General features: G+C 60.9%; 14 protein-coding genes and 1 tRNA gene. 5 read left to right on the plus strand and 10 right to left on the minus strand.

Features of this window, described 5'->3' with window-relative positions:
- Positions 1-226: 226 nt before the first annotated feature.
- From ABI213_RS18250 to uvrB, 10 genes are all read right to left on the minus strand, one after another.
- Positions 227-301: transfer RNA gene (locus tag ABI213_RS18250), tRNA-Val, on the minus strand.
- A gap of 14 nt (positions 302-315) precedes the next feature.
- On the minus strand, positions 316-1,065 hold the full coding sequence (dnaQ, locus tag ABI213_RS18255) for a DNA polymerase III subunit epsilon (RefSeq protein WP_348008048.1): 750 nt from the start codon (positions 1,063-1,065) through the stop codon (positions 316-318).
- A gap of 58 nt (positions 1,066-1,123) precedes the next feature.
- A complete protein-coding gene (gene fdx, locus ABI213_RS18260; protein ID WP_348008049.1) occupies positions 1,124-1,462 on the minus strand; it encodes an ISC system 2Fe-2S type ferredoxin in 339 nt (112 codons plus the stop codon).
- A 1-nt stretch (position 1,463) separates the two neighbouring features.
- Positions 1,464-3,320 (minus strand): Fe-S protein assembly chaperone HscA, encoded by a 1,857-nt coding sequence (hscA, locus tag ABI213_RS18265; protein ID WP_348008050.1) that lies wholly within the window; start codon positions 3,318-3,320, stop codon positions 1,464-1,466.
- Between the two features lie 23 nt (positions 3,321-3,343).
- Complete coding sequence (gene hscB, locus ABI213_RS18270) at positions 3,344-3,877, minus strand: Fe-S protein assembly co-chaperone HscB (RefSeq protein WP_348028113.1); 534 nt, start codon at positions 3,875-3,877, stop codon at positions 3,344-3,346.
- Between the two features lie 58 nt (positions 3,878-3,935).
- The gene (iscA, locus tag ABI213_RS18275) at positions 3,936-4,259 is read right to left on the minus strand and encodes an iron-sulfur cluster assembly protein IscA (protein ID WP_348008052.1); all 324 of its coding nucleotides are present in this window, start codon (positions 4,257-4,259) and stop codon (positions 3,936-3,938) included.
- 2 nt (positions 4,260-4,261) lie between these two features.
- Entirely contained in the window at positions 4,262-4,666 is a 405-nt protein-coding gene (gene iscU, locus ABI213_RS18280) for a Fe-S cluster assembly scaffold IscU (RefSeq protein ID WP_315184031.1), read from the minus strand.
- A gap of 23 nt (positions 4,667-4,689) precedes the next feature.
- Positions 4,690-5,907: an IscS subfamily cysteine desulfurase gene (locus tag ABI213_RS18285; protein ID WP_348028115.1), complete on the minus strand. Its 1,218-nt coding sequence runs from the start codon at positions 5,905-5,907 to the stop codon at positions 4,690-4,692.
- 86 nt (positions 5,908-5,993) lie between these two features.
- A complete protein-coding gene (gene iscR, locus ABI213_RS18290; protein ID WP_348008054.1) occupies positions 5,994-6,530 on the minus strand; it encodes a Fe-S cluster assembly transcriptional regulator IscR in 537 nt (178 codons plus the stop codon).
- A 260-nt stretch (positions 6,531-6,790) separates the two neighbouring features.
- Entirely contained in the window at positions 6,791-8,893 is a 2,103-nt protein-coding gene (gene uvrB / locus ABI213_RS18295; protein ID WP_348008055.1) for an excinuclease ABC subunit UvrB, read from the minus strand.
- Between the two features lie 301 nt (positions 8,894-9,194).
- Between uvrB and ABI213_RS18300 the strand changes: the two genes are divergently transcribed.
- From ABI213_RS18300 to ABI213_RS18320, 5 genes are all read left to right on the plus strand, one after another.
- A complete protein-coding gene (locus tag ABI213_RS18300) occupies positions 9,195-10,391 on the plus strand; it encodes an amino acid aminotransferase (RefSeq protein ID WP_348008056.1) in 1,197 nt (398 codons plus the stop codon).
- A 229-nt stretch (positions 10,392-10,620) separates the two neighbouring features.
- The gene (gene ugpC, locus ABI213_RS18305; protein WP_348006107.1) at positions 10,621-11,715 is read left to right on the plus strand and encodes a sn-glycerol-3-phosphate ABC transporter ATP-binding protein UgpC; all 1,095 of its coding nucleotides are present in this window, start codon (positions 10,621-10,623) and stop codon (positions 11,713-11,715) included.
- A gap of 7 nt (positions 11,716-11,722) precedes the next feature.
- Positions 11,723-12,619: a sugar ABC transporter permease gene (locus ABI213_RS18310; RefSeq protein WP_348006108.1), complete on the plus strand. Its 897-nt coding sequence runs from the start codon at positions 11,723-11,725 to the stop codon at positions 12,617-12,619.
- Positions 12,616-13,452, plus strand: coding sequence for a carbohydrate ABC transporter permease (locus ABI213_RS18315; protein ID WP_348006109.1), 837 nt, complete (start codon positions 12,616-12,618; stop codon positions 13,450-13,452). Before ABI213_RS18310 ends, ABI213_RS18315 begins: the two co-directional genes overlap by 4 nt.
- A gap of 72 nt (positions 13,453-13,524) precedes the next feature.
- Complete coding sequence (locus tag ABI213_RS18320; protein ID WP_348028117.1) at positions 13,525-14,856, plus strand: extracellular solute-binding protein; 1,332 nt, start codon at positions 13,525-13,527, stop codon at positions 14,854-14,856.
- Positions 14,857-14,889: the final 33 nt, after the last annotated feature.

The following is a 14,889-nucleotide window of genomic DNA, read 5'->3' on the forward strand; positions in this document are numbered from 1 at the left end:
AAATGCCTTGTACAAACGCAAGGACCAGCACATTCAATAAGGTCATGGGGGTGGATTACAGAGAAATGCTACAGATGGCGTAGCGGACGAAACCCTGGCAGGGTCCCTCAAATTCCAAGAATTCTAGGGGTGGTTTACGTCTGTAAAGCCATCTTTACCGGTGCATGGCGGCAGCGCATGCGGACGAAAAAAAAGCACCTAGCGGCTGGCGCTAGGTGCTTTGATGTGGTGGGCGATGCAAGTTTCGAACTTGCGACCCCTGCAGTGTGAATGCAGTGCTCTACCCCTGAGCTAATCGCCCTGATATTCGTTTGACTACGACTTGTTAATCGCCATCAGGTAAGCCTCAAATTGTACAACATCTTTTTCGAGAATTCGCCAGACTGTCTTTCCACCGCTCGATTTATCGAGTTGCTTCAGCAGGTCCTGGTGGGCTGCGGCCTCTTCCTCGGTGGTGTGCAGCACGGGCAGTACAAAACCGCTCAAATCCATCTGTGGCACGGCGGCGACCGTAGTGTCTTCATCGCCCACGTCGATCAGCAGCGCATCCTGGCCGCGCGTGAGATTGATGTAGACCTGCGACAGCAGCTCGGCATCCAGCAAAGCACCGTGCACGTCGCGGCCCGAACGGTCCACTTCCAGCCGATCACACAGGGCGTCCAACGAATTACGCTTGCCGGGGTACAGCTCTTTGGCCATGGCCAGCGTGTCGATCACGCCGCTGACAAAGCTCTTCAGTGGCGGCTTGCCCAGGCGCTCCAGCTCTTTGTTCAGAAAGCCAACGTCGAAGGCGGCGTTGTGGATGACGAGCTCGGCATCCTGGCAGTAGGCCAAGAAAGCGTCCACGATCTCGGCGAACTTGGGTTTATCGCGCAGGAATTCGGTGGTAATGCCGTGCACCCGCAGCGCGTCTTCGTGGCTGTCGCGCTCGGGGTTGATGTAGTGGTGGAAATGGTGGCCGGTGAGCTTGCGGTTGAGCAGCTCGACGCAGCCGATTTCCAGAATACGGTCGCCGCCCGCCGCCGACAGGCCGGTGGTTTCGGTATCCAGAATGATTTGGCGCATAAACTATCTTTTTAATAGCTGCCCGCGCAGGTAGCGCCTGCGCTAGCAACCTTTTTTATCAATGAAGTTCTTTGGCGTGGTTGATGGTGTACTTGGGAATTTCCACCGTCACATTCTGCTGACTCAGGAAGGCCTGGCAGCCCAAGCGCGACTGCGGCTCCAGGCCCCAGGCGCGGTCCAGCAGATCTTCTTCGTTTTCGTCCAGCTCACCCAGCGATGCAAAACCTTCGCGCACGATCACGTGGCAGGTGGTGCAGGCACAGCTCATGTCGCATGCGTGCTCGATGTTGATGTGGTTGTCCAGCATGGCCTCGCAGATCGAGGTGCCCGCGGGCGCGCTGATCTCGGCACCTTGCGGGCAGTATTCGGGGTGGGGCAATATTTTAATGATTGGCATATCAGATCGTTTCTATGTTCTTGCCGGACAGGGCTTGCTGGATGCCCCGGTTCATGCGGGCGGCGGCGAAGGCTTCGGTGCCGTCGGCCAATTTTTTGGTGGCGGCTTCGACCAGCTTGGCATCGGTGAGCAGCTTGGCCTGGACCAACTCGGCCCGCAACGCCTCCACTTCGGCCAATTCGACAGCGGTCAGCAAATCGCCGTCCGCCGCCAGCGCACTTTGGGTGGCCAGCAGCATGCGGTCGGCATCCACGCGGGCTTCGACCAGGGCACGGGCCTGCATGTCTTGGGCGGCGGTGTGGAAGCTGTCTTGCAGCATTTGCGCAATCTGCGCGTCGCTCAGGCCGTAAGACGGCTTGACGGTGATTTGCGACTCCACGCCACTGCCCTGCTCTTTCGCGGCCACGCTGAGCAGGCCGTCGGCATCCACCGTGAAGGTGACACGGATGCGAGCCGCGCCGGCGGCCATGGGCGGGATGCCGCGCAGCTCGAAACGGGCCAGGCTGCGGCAGTCGGCCACCAGGTCTCGCTCACCCTGTACCACGTGCAGCGCCAGGGCAGTCTGGCCGTCCTGGTAGGTGGTGAAATCTTGCGCCATGGCGGTGGGAATGGTCTGGTTGCGCGGCACGATGCGCTCGACCAGGCCGCCCATGGTTTCGATACCCAGCGAGAGCGGGATCACGTCCAGCAGCAGCAAGTCCCCGGCACCGCTGTTACCCGCCAACTGGTTCGCCTGGATGGCGGCACCGAGGGCGACGACTTCGTCCGGGTTCAGGTTGGTGAGCGGCGCGCGGCCAAAAAAATCGGCCACGGCGCGCTGGATCTGCGGCATGCGGGTGGAGCCACCGACCATCACCGTGCCCTGCACCTCGTCCACCGACAGCTTGGCATCGCGCAGCGCTTTGCGCACAGCGGCCATGGTGCGCGCGGTCAGATGGGCGGTGGCGGCTTCAAAGTCTGATTTTTTAACGTCAAATTGGATGCTGGCGCTGGATAGATCTGCACGGACAGCTACCAATTCCGTAGCAGATAAGGCTTCCTTACCGGCGCGGGCTGCGGCGTTCAGAGCCACCTTGTCGGAGGCGGTGACAGCCTGCTGGCCGGTCTGCGCCAGCACCCAGTCGGCCAGCGCGCGGTCGTAGTCGTCGCCGCCAAGGGCTGCGTCGCCACCGGTGGCAATGACCTCGAACACGCCCTGGCTCAAGCGCAGGATACTGATGTCAAAAGTGCCACCGCCCAGGTCGTACACCGCGTAAATACCTTCGCTACCGTTGTCCAGGCCGTAGGCGATGGCCGCAGCGGTAGGCTCGTTGATCAGGCGCAGCACGTTCAGCCCTGCCAATTGCGCCGCGTCCTTGGTGGCCTGGCGCTGGGCATCGTCGAAGTAGGCAGGTACGGTGATGACCGCGCCGTACACGTCGTCCAGAAAGCTGTCTTCGGCCCGGAAGCGCAGGGTCGCCAGAATCTCGGCGCTGACTTCGACCGGAGATTTTTCGCCGTGCACCGTTTGCAAACCCACCATGCCGGGCTTGTCGACGAACACGTAAGGCAGCTTCTCGCGCTGGGCAATGTCGGCCAGGCCCCGACCCATGAAGCGCTTCACCGAGGCAATGGTGTTTTCGGGGTCACTGGCTTGCGCGACCAGTGCATCAAAGCCGATCTGGCGTTTGTCGCCCGCCAGGTAACGCACCACGCTGGGCAAGATCACCCGGCCCTGGTCGTCGGGCAGGCACACGGCTTCGCCGCTGCGCACGGTGGCGACCAGCGAATGGGTGGTGCCTAGGTCGATGCCGACGGCATGGCGGCGCTGGTGCGGGTCGGGCGACTGGCCGGGTTCGGAGATTTGGAGGAGCGCCATGAGAGTATTTTTTCGAGGGGACTTTATTGTCCGTTGGACAGGGTATCCATTGCGTCAAGGCGGTCGTCTACGTCGCTGGCAAAGCGCTCGATGAACATCAAAGCCCGGACCTGCTGGGCGGCAGCGGCGTAGTCGTGGGCAACATCGAGCAACTGAGCGCACTGGGCCAGACCGTCGCGCCGAGCTTGCATTACCTCGGTATTCAAAGCCTCCAACGTGGCCGCACTTGTGGCATCGTCCAAGGCTTCGCGCCATTCCATCTGCTGCATCAGGAATGCGCCGGGCATGGCGGTGTTGTTCTCGGCCTGGATGGGCGCACCGTGCAGTTCGCACAGGTAAGCGGCGCGCTTGAGCGGGTCTTTCAGCCGCGCCCAGGCCTCGTTGATACGCACCGACCACTGCATCGCCACGCGCTGCGCGGCTCCGGCCTGGGCGGCAAAACGGTCTGGATGGGCCTCGCGCTGCAGCGCCTGCCAGCGGGTCTGCATGGCGGCGTGGTCCTGCGCGAACTGCTGCGGCAGCTCAAATAGCTCGAAATCGTTGGATTGGAGGTTCATACATTAAAAAACCGCCAGCACACGGGGCGCGGGCGGTTGATGGTGGGCGACAGGGCTCTTAAATGCGGAAGCTCTCGCCGCAGCCACACTTGTCGCGTTCGTTCGGATTTTCGAACTTGAAGCCTTCGTTAAGGCCTTCGCGCACAAAGTCGAGCTGGGTACCGTCGATGTAGGCCAGGCTTTTCGGGTCTACCAACACCTTCACGCCATGGCCTTCAAAGACCACGTCTTCGGGAGCGAACTCGTCCACGTACTCCAGCTTGTAAGCCAAACCCGAGCAACCCGTGGTTTTGACACCCAGGCGCACACCCACACCCCGACCACGTTTGGCCAGGTAGCGGGTGACATGCCGGGCGGCAGCCTCAGTCAGCGTGACAGCCATGTTCAGTGGACCTGGGCAGCCGCCGCAGCGTGTTTTTGCTTGTAGTCGCTGACTGCGGCCTTGATGGCGTCTTCGGCCAGGATGGAGCAGTGGATCTTGACTGGAGGCAGGGCCAGTTCTTCAGCGATCTGGCTGTTTTTCAAAGCTGCCGCTTCGTCCAGCGTCTTACCCTTGACCCATTCGGTCACCAGCGAGCTGGAGGCAATAGCCGAGCCGCAGCCGTAGGTTTTGAAACGTGCGTCTTCGATCACGCCGGTGACGGGGTTGACCTTGATTTGCAGCTTCATCACGTCGCCGCAAGCCGGTGCGCCGACCATGCCGGTGCCTACGCTGTCGTCGCCTTTTTCAAACGAGCCGACGTTGCGGGGGTTTTCATAGTGGTCTACCACTTTTTCGCTGTATGCCATTTTGTTTACCTCTTCAATTCAAATCAGTGAGCCGACCATTGGATCGTGCTGATATCAATACCATCTTGGTACATTTCCCACAAAGGGCTCAGGTCGCGCAGCTTGGCCACGTTGACCTTGATGGTATCGACCGCGTAGTCGATGTCAGCTTCGGTGGTCCAGCGGCCAATGGTCATGCGCAGGCTGCTGTGGGCCAGCTCGTCGCTGCGGCCCAGGGCGCGCAGCACATAGCTGGGCTCCAGGCTGGCAGATGTGCAAGCCGAACCGCTGGAAACAGCCAAACCCTTGATGCCCATGATCAGCGACTCGCCTTCGACGTAGTTGAAGCTCATGTTCAGGTTGTGTGGCACGCGCTTGGTTTCGTGGCCGTTGATAAACACCTGCTCCACGTCTTTCAAACCGGCCAGCATGCGGTCGTGCAAGGCTTGGATGCGCAGGTTTTCCACGCCCATTTCTTCCTTGGCAATGCGGTAGGCCTCGCCCATGCCGACGATCTGGTGCGTAGGCAAGGTGCCGGAGCGCATACCGCGCTCGTGACCGCCACCGTGCATTTGCGCTTCCAGGCGGCTACGGGGCTTGCGGCGGACGAACAGCGCACCTATGCCTTTGGGGCCGTAGGTTTTGTGCGAGGTCAGGCTCATCAAATCGACGGGCATGGTGGACAGATCAAATTCGACACGGCCGGTGGCTTGCGCGGCATCGGAGTGGAAGATCACACCCTTTTCGCGGCAGATGGCACCGATGGTAGCGATGTCCTGGATCACGCCGATTTCGTTGTTCACGAACATCACGCTGGCCAGAATGGTGTCGGGGCGGATGGCGGCCTTAAAGACTTCCAGATCGACCAGGCCATCGGCCTGCACGTCCAGGTAGGTGACTTCAAAACCTTGGCGCTCCAACTCACGGCAGGTGTCGAGCACGGCTTTGTGCTCGGTCTTCACCGTGATGATGTGTTTGCCCTTGGTTTTGTAAAACTGGGCGGCACCCTTGAGTGCCAGGTTGTTGGATTCGGTCGCGCCCGAAGTCCAGACGATTTCACGCGGGTCGGCACCAATCAATGCGGCCACCTGTTCGCGGGCCTTTTCTACCGCAGCTTCGGCCTCCCAGCCCCATGCATGGCTGCGCGACGCGGGGTTGCCGAAATGTTCGCGCAACCAGGGAATCATGGCATCCACCACCCGCTCGTCGCAGGGGTTGGTGGCGCTGTAGTCCATGTAAATGGGGAAGTGTGGGGTATCCATTGGCTAGCTCTCAATAACTTTTGGTGACGGCTGGCTTTAAAAAAGCGCTCTGAAGAAATTAGGACTTGGCAAATACATTGCAAGCATTAGGACTTGGCAAATACGTTGCCAAGGGCAAACACCGAATTGGGCCCGGTGATGCGCATGGGCTTGACGACCGGCATGCTGGAGATGGCACGCTTGACCATGGGCTTGCTTTCGATCTGCACGCCCTTGGCGAGTTGCTCGTCCACCAGCTTTTGCAGGCTCACGGAGTCCAAGAATTCGACCATGCGGGTGTTCAGCGAGGCCCACAGGTCGTGCGTCATGCAACGGCCGGCTTCGCCCAGGCAGTTTTCCTTGCCGCCGCACTGGGTGGCATCCATCGGCTCGTCTACCGAAACGATGATGTCGGCCACGGTAATCTCTGCGGCCTTGCGGCCGAGGGTGTAACCGCCGCCGGGGCCCCGGGTGGACTCGACCAGCTCGTGGCGGCGCAGTTTGCCGAACAGTTGCTCCAGGTACGAGAGAGAAATTTGTTGCCGTTGGCTGATCGCCGCCAACGTGACGGGGCCGTTGTTCTGGCGCAGGGCCAAATCAATCATGGCAGTGACCGCAAAACGGCCTTTCGTGGTGAGTCGCATCGCAAGCTCCTATTTAGTTGGCCAGGTCCGACGTGGTGGCCACGCCGGTCTTTTAGGCATTACTGGGGTGACACATGGAACCAAAACTGTGTCTGAACAGTCTCAACTCCGCTTCCTCCAGCTTGCTTGCCGTGTTTATGTCACGGCAGCACGCCCTCAACTTCTGGTTTTTCTTTATTGACAGTAGCCATTATAGCAGAGAAGCCTAACAAATTCGTCGGGTAAGCATACTGACCAGTCTTATTTTAGAACGATTGGTCTCACAGGGCGATGTTGTCGTGCCCCGATGCCCCAAAGGCCTGGGTCTTGAGCACTGCCAACTGGTCGCGCACCCGTGCGGCTTTTTCGAATTCGAGGTTGCGGGCGTGCTCCAGCATGAGCTTTTCCAGCCGCTTGATTTCGCGGGCGATGTCTTTTTCGCCCATGTCTTCCACCTTGGCGCGCTGGATCGCGTCTTGCGCCAGTTTCTCGGCTTCGCGGCCTGACTTCTCGCTGTACACGCCGTCGATCAGGTCCTTCACCTGCTTGACGATGCTGCGCGGCGTGATGCCCTGCTCCAGGTTGTGGGCGATTTGCTTGGTACGGCGGCGCTCGGTCTCGTCGATGGCCTTGCGCATCGAGTCGGTGACCTTGTCGGCGTACAGAATGGCCCGGCCATTCAGGTTGCGGGCGGCCCGGCCAATGGTCTGGATCAGCGAGCGCTCGGAGCGCAAAAAGCCTTCTTTGTCGGCATCCAGAATCGCCACCAGCGACACCTCGGGCACGTCCAGGCCTTCGCGCAGCAGGTTGATACCCACCAGCACGTCGAAGGTGCCCAGGCGCAGATCGCGCAAGATTTCCACCCGTTCCACCGTGTCCACATCGCTGTGCAGGTAGCGCACCTTCACGCCGTTTTCCGTCAGGTAGTCGGTCAGCTGCTCGGCCATGCGCTTGGTCAGCGTGGTGATGAAGACGCGCTCGCTCTTTTCCACGCGGATGCGGATTTCTTGCAGCACATCGTCCACCTGGTGGGTGGCGGGGCGCACCTCCACCTGCGGATCGACCAGGCCGGTGGGGCGCACCAATTGCTCCACCACCTGGCCGGTGTGCTCCTTTTCCCAATTGCCGGGCGTAGCCGAGACGAAAACCGCCTGGCGCATCTTGGTTTCAAATTCTTCAAACTTCAGCGGGCGGTTGTCCAGCGCACTGGGCAAGCGAAAGCCGTACTCCACCAGCGTGGTCTTGCGCGCCCTATCGCCGTTGTACATGCCGCCAAACTGACCGATCAGGATGTGGCTTTCGTCCAGAAACATCAGCGCGTCTTTGGGCAGGTAGTCGGTGAGCGTAGACGGCGGCATGCCGGGCAGCGCGGCGCTAAGGTGGCGGGTGTAGTTCTCAATGCCCTTGCAATGGCCGATCTCGGTGAGCATTTCCAGGTCAAACCGGGTGCGCTGCTCCAGCCGCTGGGCCTCCACCAGCTTGCCCATGCCGACCAGTTCTTTGAGCCGGTCCGACAGCTCCATCTTGATGGTTTCCACCGCAGCCAGCACCTTGTCGCGCGGGGTGACGTAGTGGCTGCTGGGGTAGACGGTGAAGCGCGGAATCTTCTGGCGGATGCGGCCGGTCAGCGGGTCAAACAGCTGCAGGGATTCGATCTCGTCGTCAAACAACTCGATGCGGATGGCCAGCTCGGAATGCTCGGCCGGAAACACGTCAATCGTGTCGCCGCGCACCCGAAACTTGCCCCGGCTGAACTCCATGTCGTTGCGCTGGTACTGCATGCGGATGAGCTGGGCAATCACATCGCGCTGGCCCATTTTGTCGCCATGGCGCAGCGTCATAACCATCTGGTGGTAGGCCTCGGGCTGGCCGATGCCGTAGATGGCCGACACCGTGGCCACGATGACCACGTCGCGCCGCTCCAGCACGCTCTTGGTGCAGCTCAGGCGCATCTGCTCGATATGCTCGTTGATGGCGCTGTCTTTTTCGATGAACAGGTCGCGCTGCGGCACGTAGGCCTCGGGCTGGTAGTAGTCGTAGTAACTGACGAAGTATTCCACCGCGTTCTTGGGAAAGAACTCGCGAAACTCGCTGTACAGCTGCGCCGCCAGGGTTTTGTTGGGCGCAAAAATAATGGCTGGGCGGCCCAATCTAGCAATCACGTTGGCCATGGTGAAGGTCTTGCCCGAGCCAGTCACGCCCAGCAGGGTTTGAAACACCTCACCGTCGTTCACGCCGTCCACCAATTGCCGGATGGCCTCGGGCTGGTCGCCTGCCGGTGGATATGGCATGAACAGCTCAAACGGCGAACCGGGAAAGCTGACGAACTCGCCTTCGGGCTGCTCAGGGGAGGTAGATGGGTACAGGGACACAATTTCAGCCATGGCGCACAGCCTCTCAAAACAGCAAAACCCGATACTGTATAGGAATACAGGCTTGCTTGCGCGCTTGCCGCCTTCACCGATACAGCGCGGTGCCGCTGCGGCTGCATTCACCTGGCTGCTGGTGGCCCCAAAAAATACATGTCAAATCGACCTCCAGCACATACAAAACCTGCGCTAGAAGCTATAAAAAACATAGTATTTGACACAATGTCCTACAGAGCCGCGCGCCACGGCAGCTAAAATCCTGGGCTGCCCGTAGCCGCGGGCAAGCCGCTATTGACAACCCCCAAAGGATTTTTCCATGTCACTGTTTACCGCCGTCGAAATGGCACCGCGCGACCCGATTCTGGGCCTGAACGAGCAATTCAATGCCGACACCAACCCCAACAAGGTCAACCTGGGCGTGGGCGTGTACTTCGACGACAACGGCAAACTGCCCCTGCTGGCCTGTGTGCAAACCGTAGAGAAGCAAATGACCGATGCGCCCAAGCCGCGTGGCTACCTGCCCATCGACGGTGTGGCGGCGTACGACTCGGCCGTTAAAGGACTGGTGTTCGGTGCTGAATCCGAACCCGTCACCTCGGGCCGCGCGGTCACCGTACAAGGCATTGGCGGCACCGGTGGCCTGAAGATTGGCGCTGACTTCTTGAAGAAGCTCAGCCCCAACGCCAAGGTAATGATCAGCGACCCCAGCTGGGAAAACCACCGCGCACTGTTCCAGAACGCCGGTTTCGAGGTCGAAAGCTACACCTACTACGACGCGGCCGCCCGTGGCGTGAACTTCGACGGCATGCTGGCCTCGTTGAACGCCGCCGTCGCAGGCACCATCGTGGTCCTGCACGCCTGCTGCCACAACCCCACGGGTTACGACATCACCGCCGCCCAGTGGGACCAGGTGGTCGACGTGGTCAAGGCCCGCAAGCTGACCCCTTTCCTGGACATGGCCTACCAGGGCTTTGGCTACGGCATCACCGAGGACGGTGCCGTCATCGGCAAGTTTGTGGCCGCAGGCCTGAGCTTCTTTGTGTCCACCTCGTTCAGCAAGAGCTTCAGTCTGTACGGCGAACGCGTGGGCGCTTTAACGGTGCTGTGCGAATCCAAAGAAGAAGCCGGCCGCGTGCTGAGCCAGCTGAAGATCTGCATCCGCACTAACTACAGCAACCCGCAAATCCACGGTGCGACCGTGGTGGCCACGGTGCTCAACACCCCCGAGTTGCGCTCCCAGTGGGAAGGCGAGCTGGGCGAAATGCGCGTGCGCATCAAGGCCATGCGCCAAAAGCTGGTGGACGGCCTGAAGGCTGCCGGTGTCAAGCAAGACATGTCTTTCATCACCCAGCAGATTGGCATGTTCAGCTACTCCGGCCTGAGCAAGGACCAGATGGTGCGCCTGCGCGAAGAATTTGGCGTGTACGGCACCGACACCGGCCGCATGTGTGTGGCCGCGCTGAACAGCAAAAACATCGACTACGTCTGCGCGTGCATCGCCAAAGTGGTCTAAACCGCCACCACTGACCGGGAGCCTCATTGCTCCCGAATCAATAGCTGCCAGCGCAGGTACCACCTGCCCTGGTAGCTTTTTTTACGCCTAAAACTTGGTAGAAATACCACCAAGGAATCCTGGCCCCAGCGTGCTGCACCGCAGCATCGAACTGTGTTGACAGCTCAAACTATGCCCTTCTAGAATCGTCTTTCATAATACCAAAGACATTTTGGACAGGAGACAAGACGTGGCAGGCATTCAACTGAACCGGGTCAGCAAACATTACGGCAACGTCGTAGTGATGAGCGACCTTTCGCTGGACATCGCGCAGGGCGAATTCCTGGTGTTCCTCGGCCCCTCGGGCTGCGGCAAATCCACCCTGCTGCGCATGATGGCGGGGCTAGAGCCGGTGACCAGCGGCAGCATCACCATCAACAACAAAGACGTGACCGACCTGCCCCCCGGCCAGCGCGGCGTGGCCATGGTGTTCCAGCACTACGCGCTGTACCCGCACATGACGGTGTTCGACAACATGGCCTTCGGCATGCGCAACATCGGCCTGGCCGAGGCCGAAATCACCACGCGCATTACCGACGCAGCCCGCATGCTGGAGCTGGACGCCCTGCTGCAGCGCAAGCCCGGCCAACTGTCCGGCGGGCAGCGCCAGCGGGTGGCGATTGGCCGGTCCATCGTCAAAAACCCCAGCGCCTTTTTGTTTGACGAGCCGCTGTCCAATCTGGATGCCGCCCTGCGTACCCGCACCCGGGTCGAGTTGGCGCGGCTGCACCAGCGGCTGCAATCGACCATGGTGTTCGTCACCCACGACCAGGTCGAGGCCATGACGCTGGCCACCCGCATCGTGGTGATGAACAAGGGCTGCATCGAGCAGATCGGCGCGCCCATGGACATCTACCGCCGCCCATCGACCCGCTTTGTGGCGGGCTTTATCGGCCAGCCTGCGATGAACTTTTTGGACACCGAGCGGGCAGCCCCGCAAGACGGGCGGCTGTGCCTGCGCCTGGCCCACGGCAGCATTTTCCAGACCGGGTTGCTGGATGCCGAGGTGTCCGCGGGCCCACTGACGCTGGGTGTGCGCGCCGAATCCATCACCCTGGATCCCCAGGGTGAACTGCCAGGCCGGGTGGACGTGGTGGAGCGCCTGGGTGACCGCACCCTGGTGCACGTAGGCCTGGCCGACGGCAGCAACGTGGTGGCCGAGGCGCACCGCGACAGCGGCGTAGCCCCTGGCGAAACCGTGGCGCTGCGCATAGACAGCGCACGCCTGCATGTGTTTGACGTAGCGGGCGTGGCCCACCATGCGCCGCACCACGCGCCACAGTAAGGCAACCATGGCACGCAAACAACCCCAACATTGGCTGAACGGCCTGTTCGTTCTGCCCTATCTGGTGGTCTACGTCCTGCTACTGGTCCTGCCGTTGGTGCTGGGCTGGTGGCTCAGCCTGCGCGACGTGGACATGCTGGCGGACACCAGCGACTTCATTGGACTGAAGAACTACGCCGACCTGCTGCACGACGACATCTTCATGGGTGCGGTGCGCAACACCTTCTACTTCGTCGGCCTGACCACGCCGGTGTTCGTGGCCCTGGGGCTGGCGCTGGCACTGGCCTTGAACCGGCCTGGGCGCACCGGTGCCGTGCTGCGGGCGATCTTTTTTGGCTCGTCGGTGCTGTCGGTCACCATCGTCACCCTGGTGTGGCGGCTGGTGCTGATGCCCGACAAGGGCTTGCTGTCTAACCTGATGATTGGCGCGGGGCTGCATCCGCTGGCCCCGCTGGTTATCGAATCGCTGGCCTTGCCGTCGGTGGCGCTGGTCACCGTGTGGTGGATCATTGGTCTGCCGATGATGCTGTTTCTGGCCGCGCTGCAGCAGATTCCGCAAGAGATGTACGAGGCCGCCGCACTCGACAACGCCAGCCGCTGGCGCACCTTTGCGTCCATCACCCTGCCCTCTATCAAGCGCACGGTGGCGCTGGTGGCGGTGATCGAGGTGATCCAGCAGTTCCAGCTGTTTGGCCAGTCGTACCTGATGACCCAGGGTGGACCCAACAACAGCTCGCGGCCCATCGTGCAGTTCATTTACGAAACCGGCTTTACCCAATGGGCGCTGGGCTATTCGGCCGCCGCGGCACAGGTACTGTTTGGTTTGATGTTGATCGGAGTCAGCATCCAGGCCTGGCTGGGCCGCCAGCGCGCTGCAGAAGATAAACAGGAGCAAAAGCCATGAGCCGTATGTTGAAAACCGGCTGGGGTGACCGGCTGATTCTGGCTGCGGCCATTGCCCTGGCCTGCGTGTGGGTGGCACCGTTGTTCTGGATCTTCATGCTGTCGTTCAAGCCGAACGCGGCGCTGATGGCGCGCACCGACGTGCTGTTTTCGCCGCCGTTCACGCTGAAGAACTACACCGACATCCTGGGCACCTCGCAGGTGTTCCGCTGGCTGCTCAACAGCGCCATCGTCTCGCTGGGGCAGACCTTTTTGACCCTGGTGATTGCCTCGCTGGCAGGCTACGGCTTTGCGCGCACTTCCTTCCCTGGGCGGCGCTGGCTGTTTGCCTGTGTGCTGGCCGGGCTGGCGGTGCCCGAGCAGGCCATTTTGGTGCCGCTGCACCGTTTGTTTGCCGACCTGGACATGCACAACACCTACAGCGCCTTGATCTTGCCCAAGCTGGCGGCACCGTTTGGTGTGTTCCTGATGGCGCAATATTTCCGGGGTATTCCGGTGGAGCTGGAAGAGGCCGCGCTGCTAGACAACGCCTCGCGCCTCAAAATCTTCTGGCGCATCATCCTGCCGCTGTCGGTGCCAGCGCAGGCCACGCTGGGCATCTTTACCTTTTTGAATGCCTGGAACGACTACCTCTGGCCGCTGGTGTCGGCCTCCAAGTCCGAGATGTACACCATCACCCTGGGGCTGGCCTCCAGCCAGTCGAACTTTGCCCAAAGCGAGGGCATTGGCTACCTGATGTCGCAGGCCGTGTTTGCCGGGCTGCCCCTGTTCATCCTGTACCTGTTTTTCCAGAAATACATCGTTACCGCCGTGGCGGGCACGGCGGTACGTTGAGTTCAAACCGGGGCAGCGCCGATCCGCTGCACATCCAAAAAATGGCCACGGCCTTAAAAAGAGGAGACAAGCATGAGACTGAAAACGCTAGCAGCCAGCCTGGTTGCGATCACACTGGCCACCGGCAGCGCCCTGTGCGCCGCACAGGCCAAGACCGAGATCACGGTGGCCCGCTTCTTCGGTGCCTGCGATGCAGATTACGGCAAGGCCGTGGATGCCAGCAAGGCGCGCGGCGAGTGCGGCATCATCACCACGCTGATCAATGAATTCAACGCCACCAACAAAGACGGCATTGTGGTCAAGCCGCAAATTGCCGAATGGGGTCCGTTCTACGACCAGCTCAGCGCCCGCATCGTCGCCAAAGACGTGCCCACCATCACCGTGATGCACGAGTCGGTGCTGGGCGACTACGTGGCCCGCAAGCTGGTGGAGCCGCTGGACGATGGCTTCAAGTCGGTGGGCATCAGCACCGACCAGTTCAGCGAACAAGCCAAGCGCGGCACGCAGATTGGTGGCAAAACCTACGCCCTGCCCTTCGACACCTGGTCCTGGCTATGGCACATCAACGGCAACCTGATGAAAAAAGCCGGGCTGGCGAATGCGGACGGCACAGTCGTCCTGCCGCAAAGCCCCGAAGAGCTGCTGGCCCAGGCCCGCAAGTTCAAGGCCGCCACCGGCAAAGCGTACTTGGGTTGGCCCGCCTCCGACACCGCAGCCAACTTCCGTAACTTGGTCACCTTGGTGGCACAGCAAAACGGTACGTTGTTCTCAGCCAACGGCAAGCAAATCGATATGCAGTCCAAGCCCGTCCACAACGCGTTGGAGCTGATGAACACGCTGTACTCCGAAGGCCTAGTCAAACCCAATATGGACTACGGCGCAGCCAACCAAGCCTTCATCAACGGCGACGTTGGCGTACAAATTGTGGGCACCTGGACGATTGGCGACTTTGTCGATGCCGCCGAAAAAGCCGACTCTCCGCTGCATGGCGGCTACTCGGTCGTGCCATTTGCCAAGATCTACGCCAAGAAAGCCGCCTTTGCCGACGGCCACAGCTGGGTGATGGTCAAGGGCGGTGCCAAGGATGAAAAGACCCGCAAGGCGGCGTTCACCTTCCTGAAGTTCTTGTGGGACCGCGACTACGAATGGGCCCGCACCGGCCACCTGCCTGCCAACACCGCCGCCACCGCCCGCGACGACTTCAAGAAGCTGCCCTTCCGCAACAACATTCTGGAGATCGGCAGCATCGGCGTGTCGGTGCCCAGCAACGTACCGCGCCAGCGCGCCATTGAGGCCATCGTGGGCGAAGAAATGGTCAATATGCTGGTCGCTAAAAAGCCGATCGACGCAGTGCAAAAGTCGGCCGAAGAACGCGTCAACAAGCTGCTGTCCAGCGTCCGATAAATCCTCCATTGACACCTGGGCCGCGATGGCGGC

It is taken from the genome of Rhodoferax sp. (genome assembly GCF_039922535.1).
GTDB lineage: Bacteria > Pseudomonadota > Gammaproteobacteria > Burkholderiales > Burkholderiaceae_C > Rhodoferax_B.

Bases quoted from the DNA above. Each gene is read 5' to 3' on its own strand.
- uvrB (WP_348008055.1), bottom strand. From the start codon at position 8,893: ATGGCTGAAATTGTGTCCCTGTACCCATCTACCTCCCCTGAGCAGCCC.
- hscA (WP_348008050.1), bottom strand. From the start codon at position 3,320: ATGGCGCTCCTCCAAATCTCCGAACCCGGCCAGTCGCCCGACCCGCAC.
- ABI213_RS18300 (WP_348008056.1), top strand. From the start codon at position 9,195: ATGTCACTGTTTACCGCCGTCGAAATGGCACCGCGCGACCCGATTCTG.
- ABI213_RS18315 (WP_348006109.1), top strand. From the start codon at position 12,616: ATGAGCCGTATGTTGAAAACCGGCTGGGGTGACCGGCTGATTCTGGCT.
- iscU (WP_315184031.1), bottom strand. From the start codon at position 4,666: ATGGCATACAGCGAAAAAGTGGTAGACCACTATGAAAACCCCCGCAAC.
- ABI213_RS18320 (WP_348028117.1), top strand. From the start codon at position 13,525: ATGAGACTGAAAACGCTAGCAGCCAGCCTGGTTGCGATCACACTGGCC.
- iscR (WP_348008054.1), bottom strand. From the start codon at position 6,530: ATGCGACTCACCACGAAAGGCCGTTTTGCGGTCACTGCCATGATTGAT.
- hscB (WP_348028113.1), bottom strand. From the start codon at position 3,877: ATGAACCTCCAATCCAACGATTTCGAGCTATTTGAGCTGCCGCAGCAG.
- fdx (WP_348008049.1), bottom strand. From the start codon at position 1,462: ATGCCAATCATTAAAATATTGCCCCACCCCGAATACTGCCCGCAAGGT.
- ABI213_RS18285 (WP_348028115.1), bottom strand. From the start codon at position 5,907: ATGGATACCCCACACTTCCCCATTTACATGGACTACAGCGCCACCAAC.
- ABI213_RS18310 (WP_348006108.1), top strand. From the start codon at position 11,723: ATGGCACGCAAACAACCCCAACATTGGCTGAACGGCCTGTTCGTTCTG.
- dnaQ (WP_348008048.1), bottom strand. From the start codon at position 1,065: ATGCGCCAAATCATTCTGGATACCGAAACCACCGGCCTGTCGGCGGCG.
- iscA (WP_348008052.1), bottom strand. From the start codon at position 4,259: ATGGCTGTCACGCTGACTGAGGCTGCCGCCCGGCATGTCACCCGCTAC.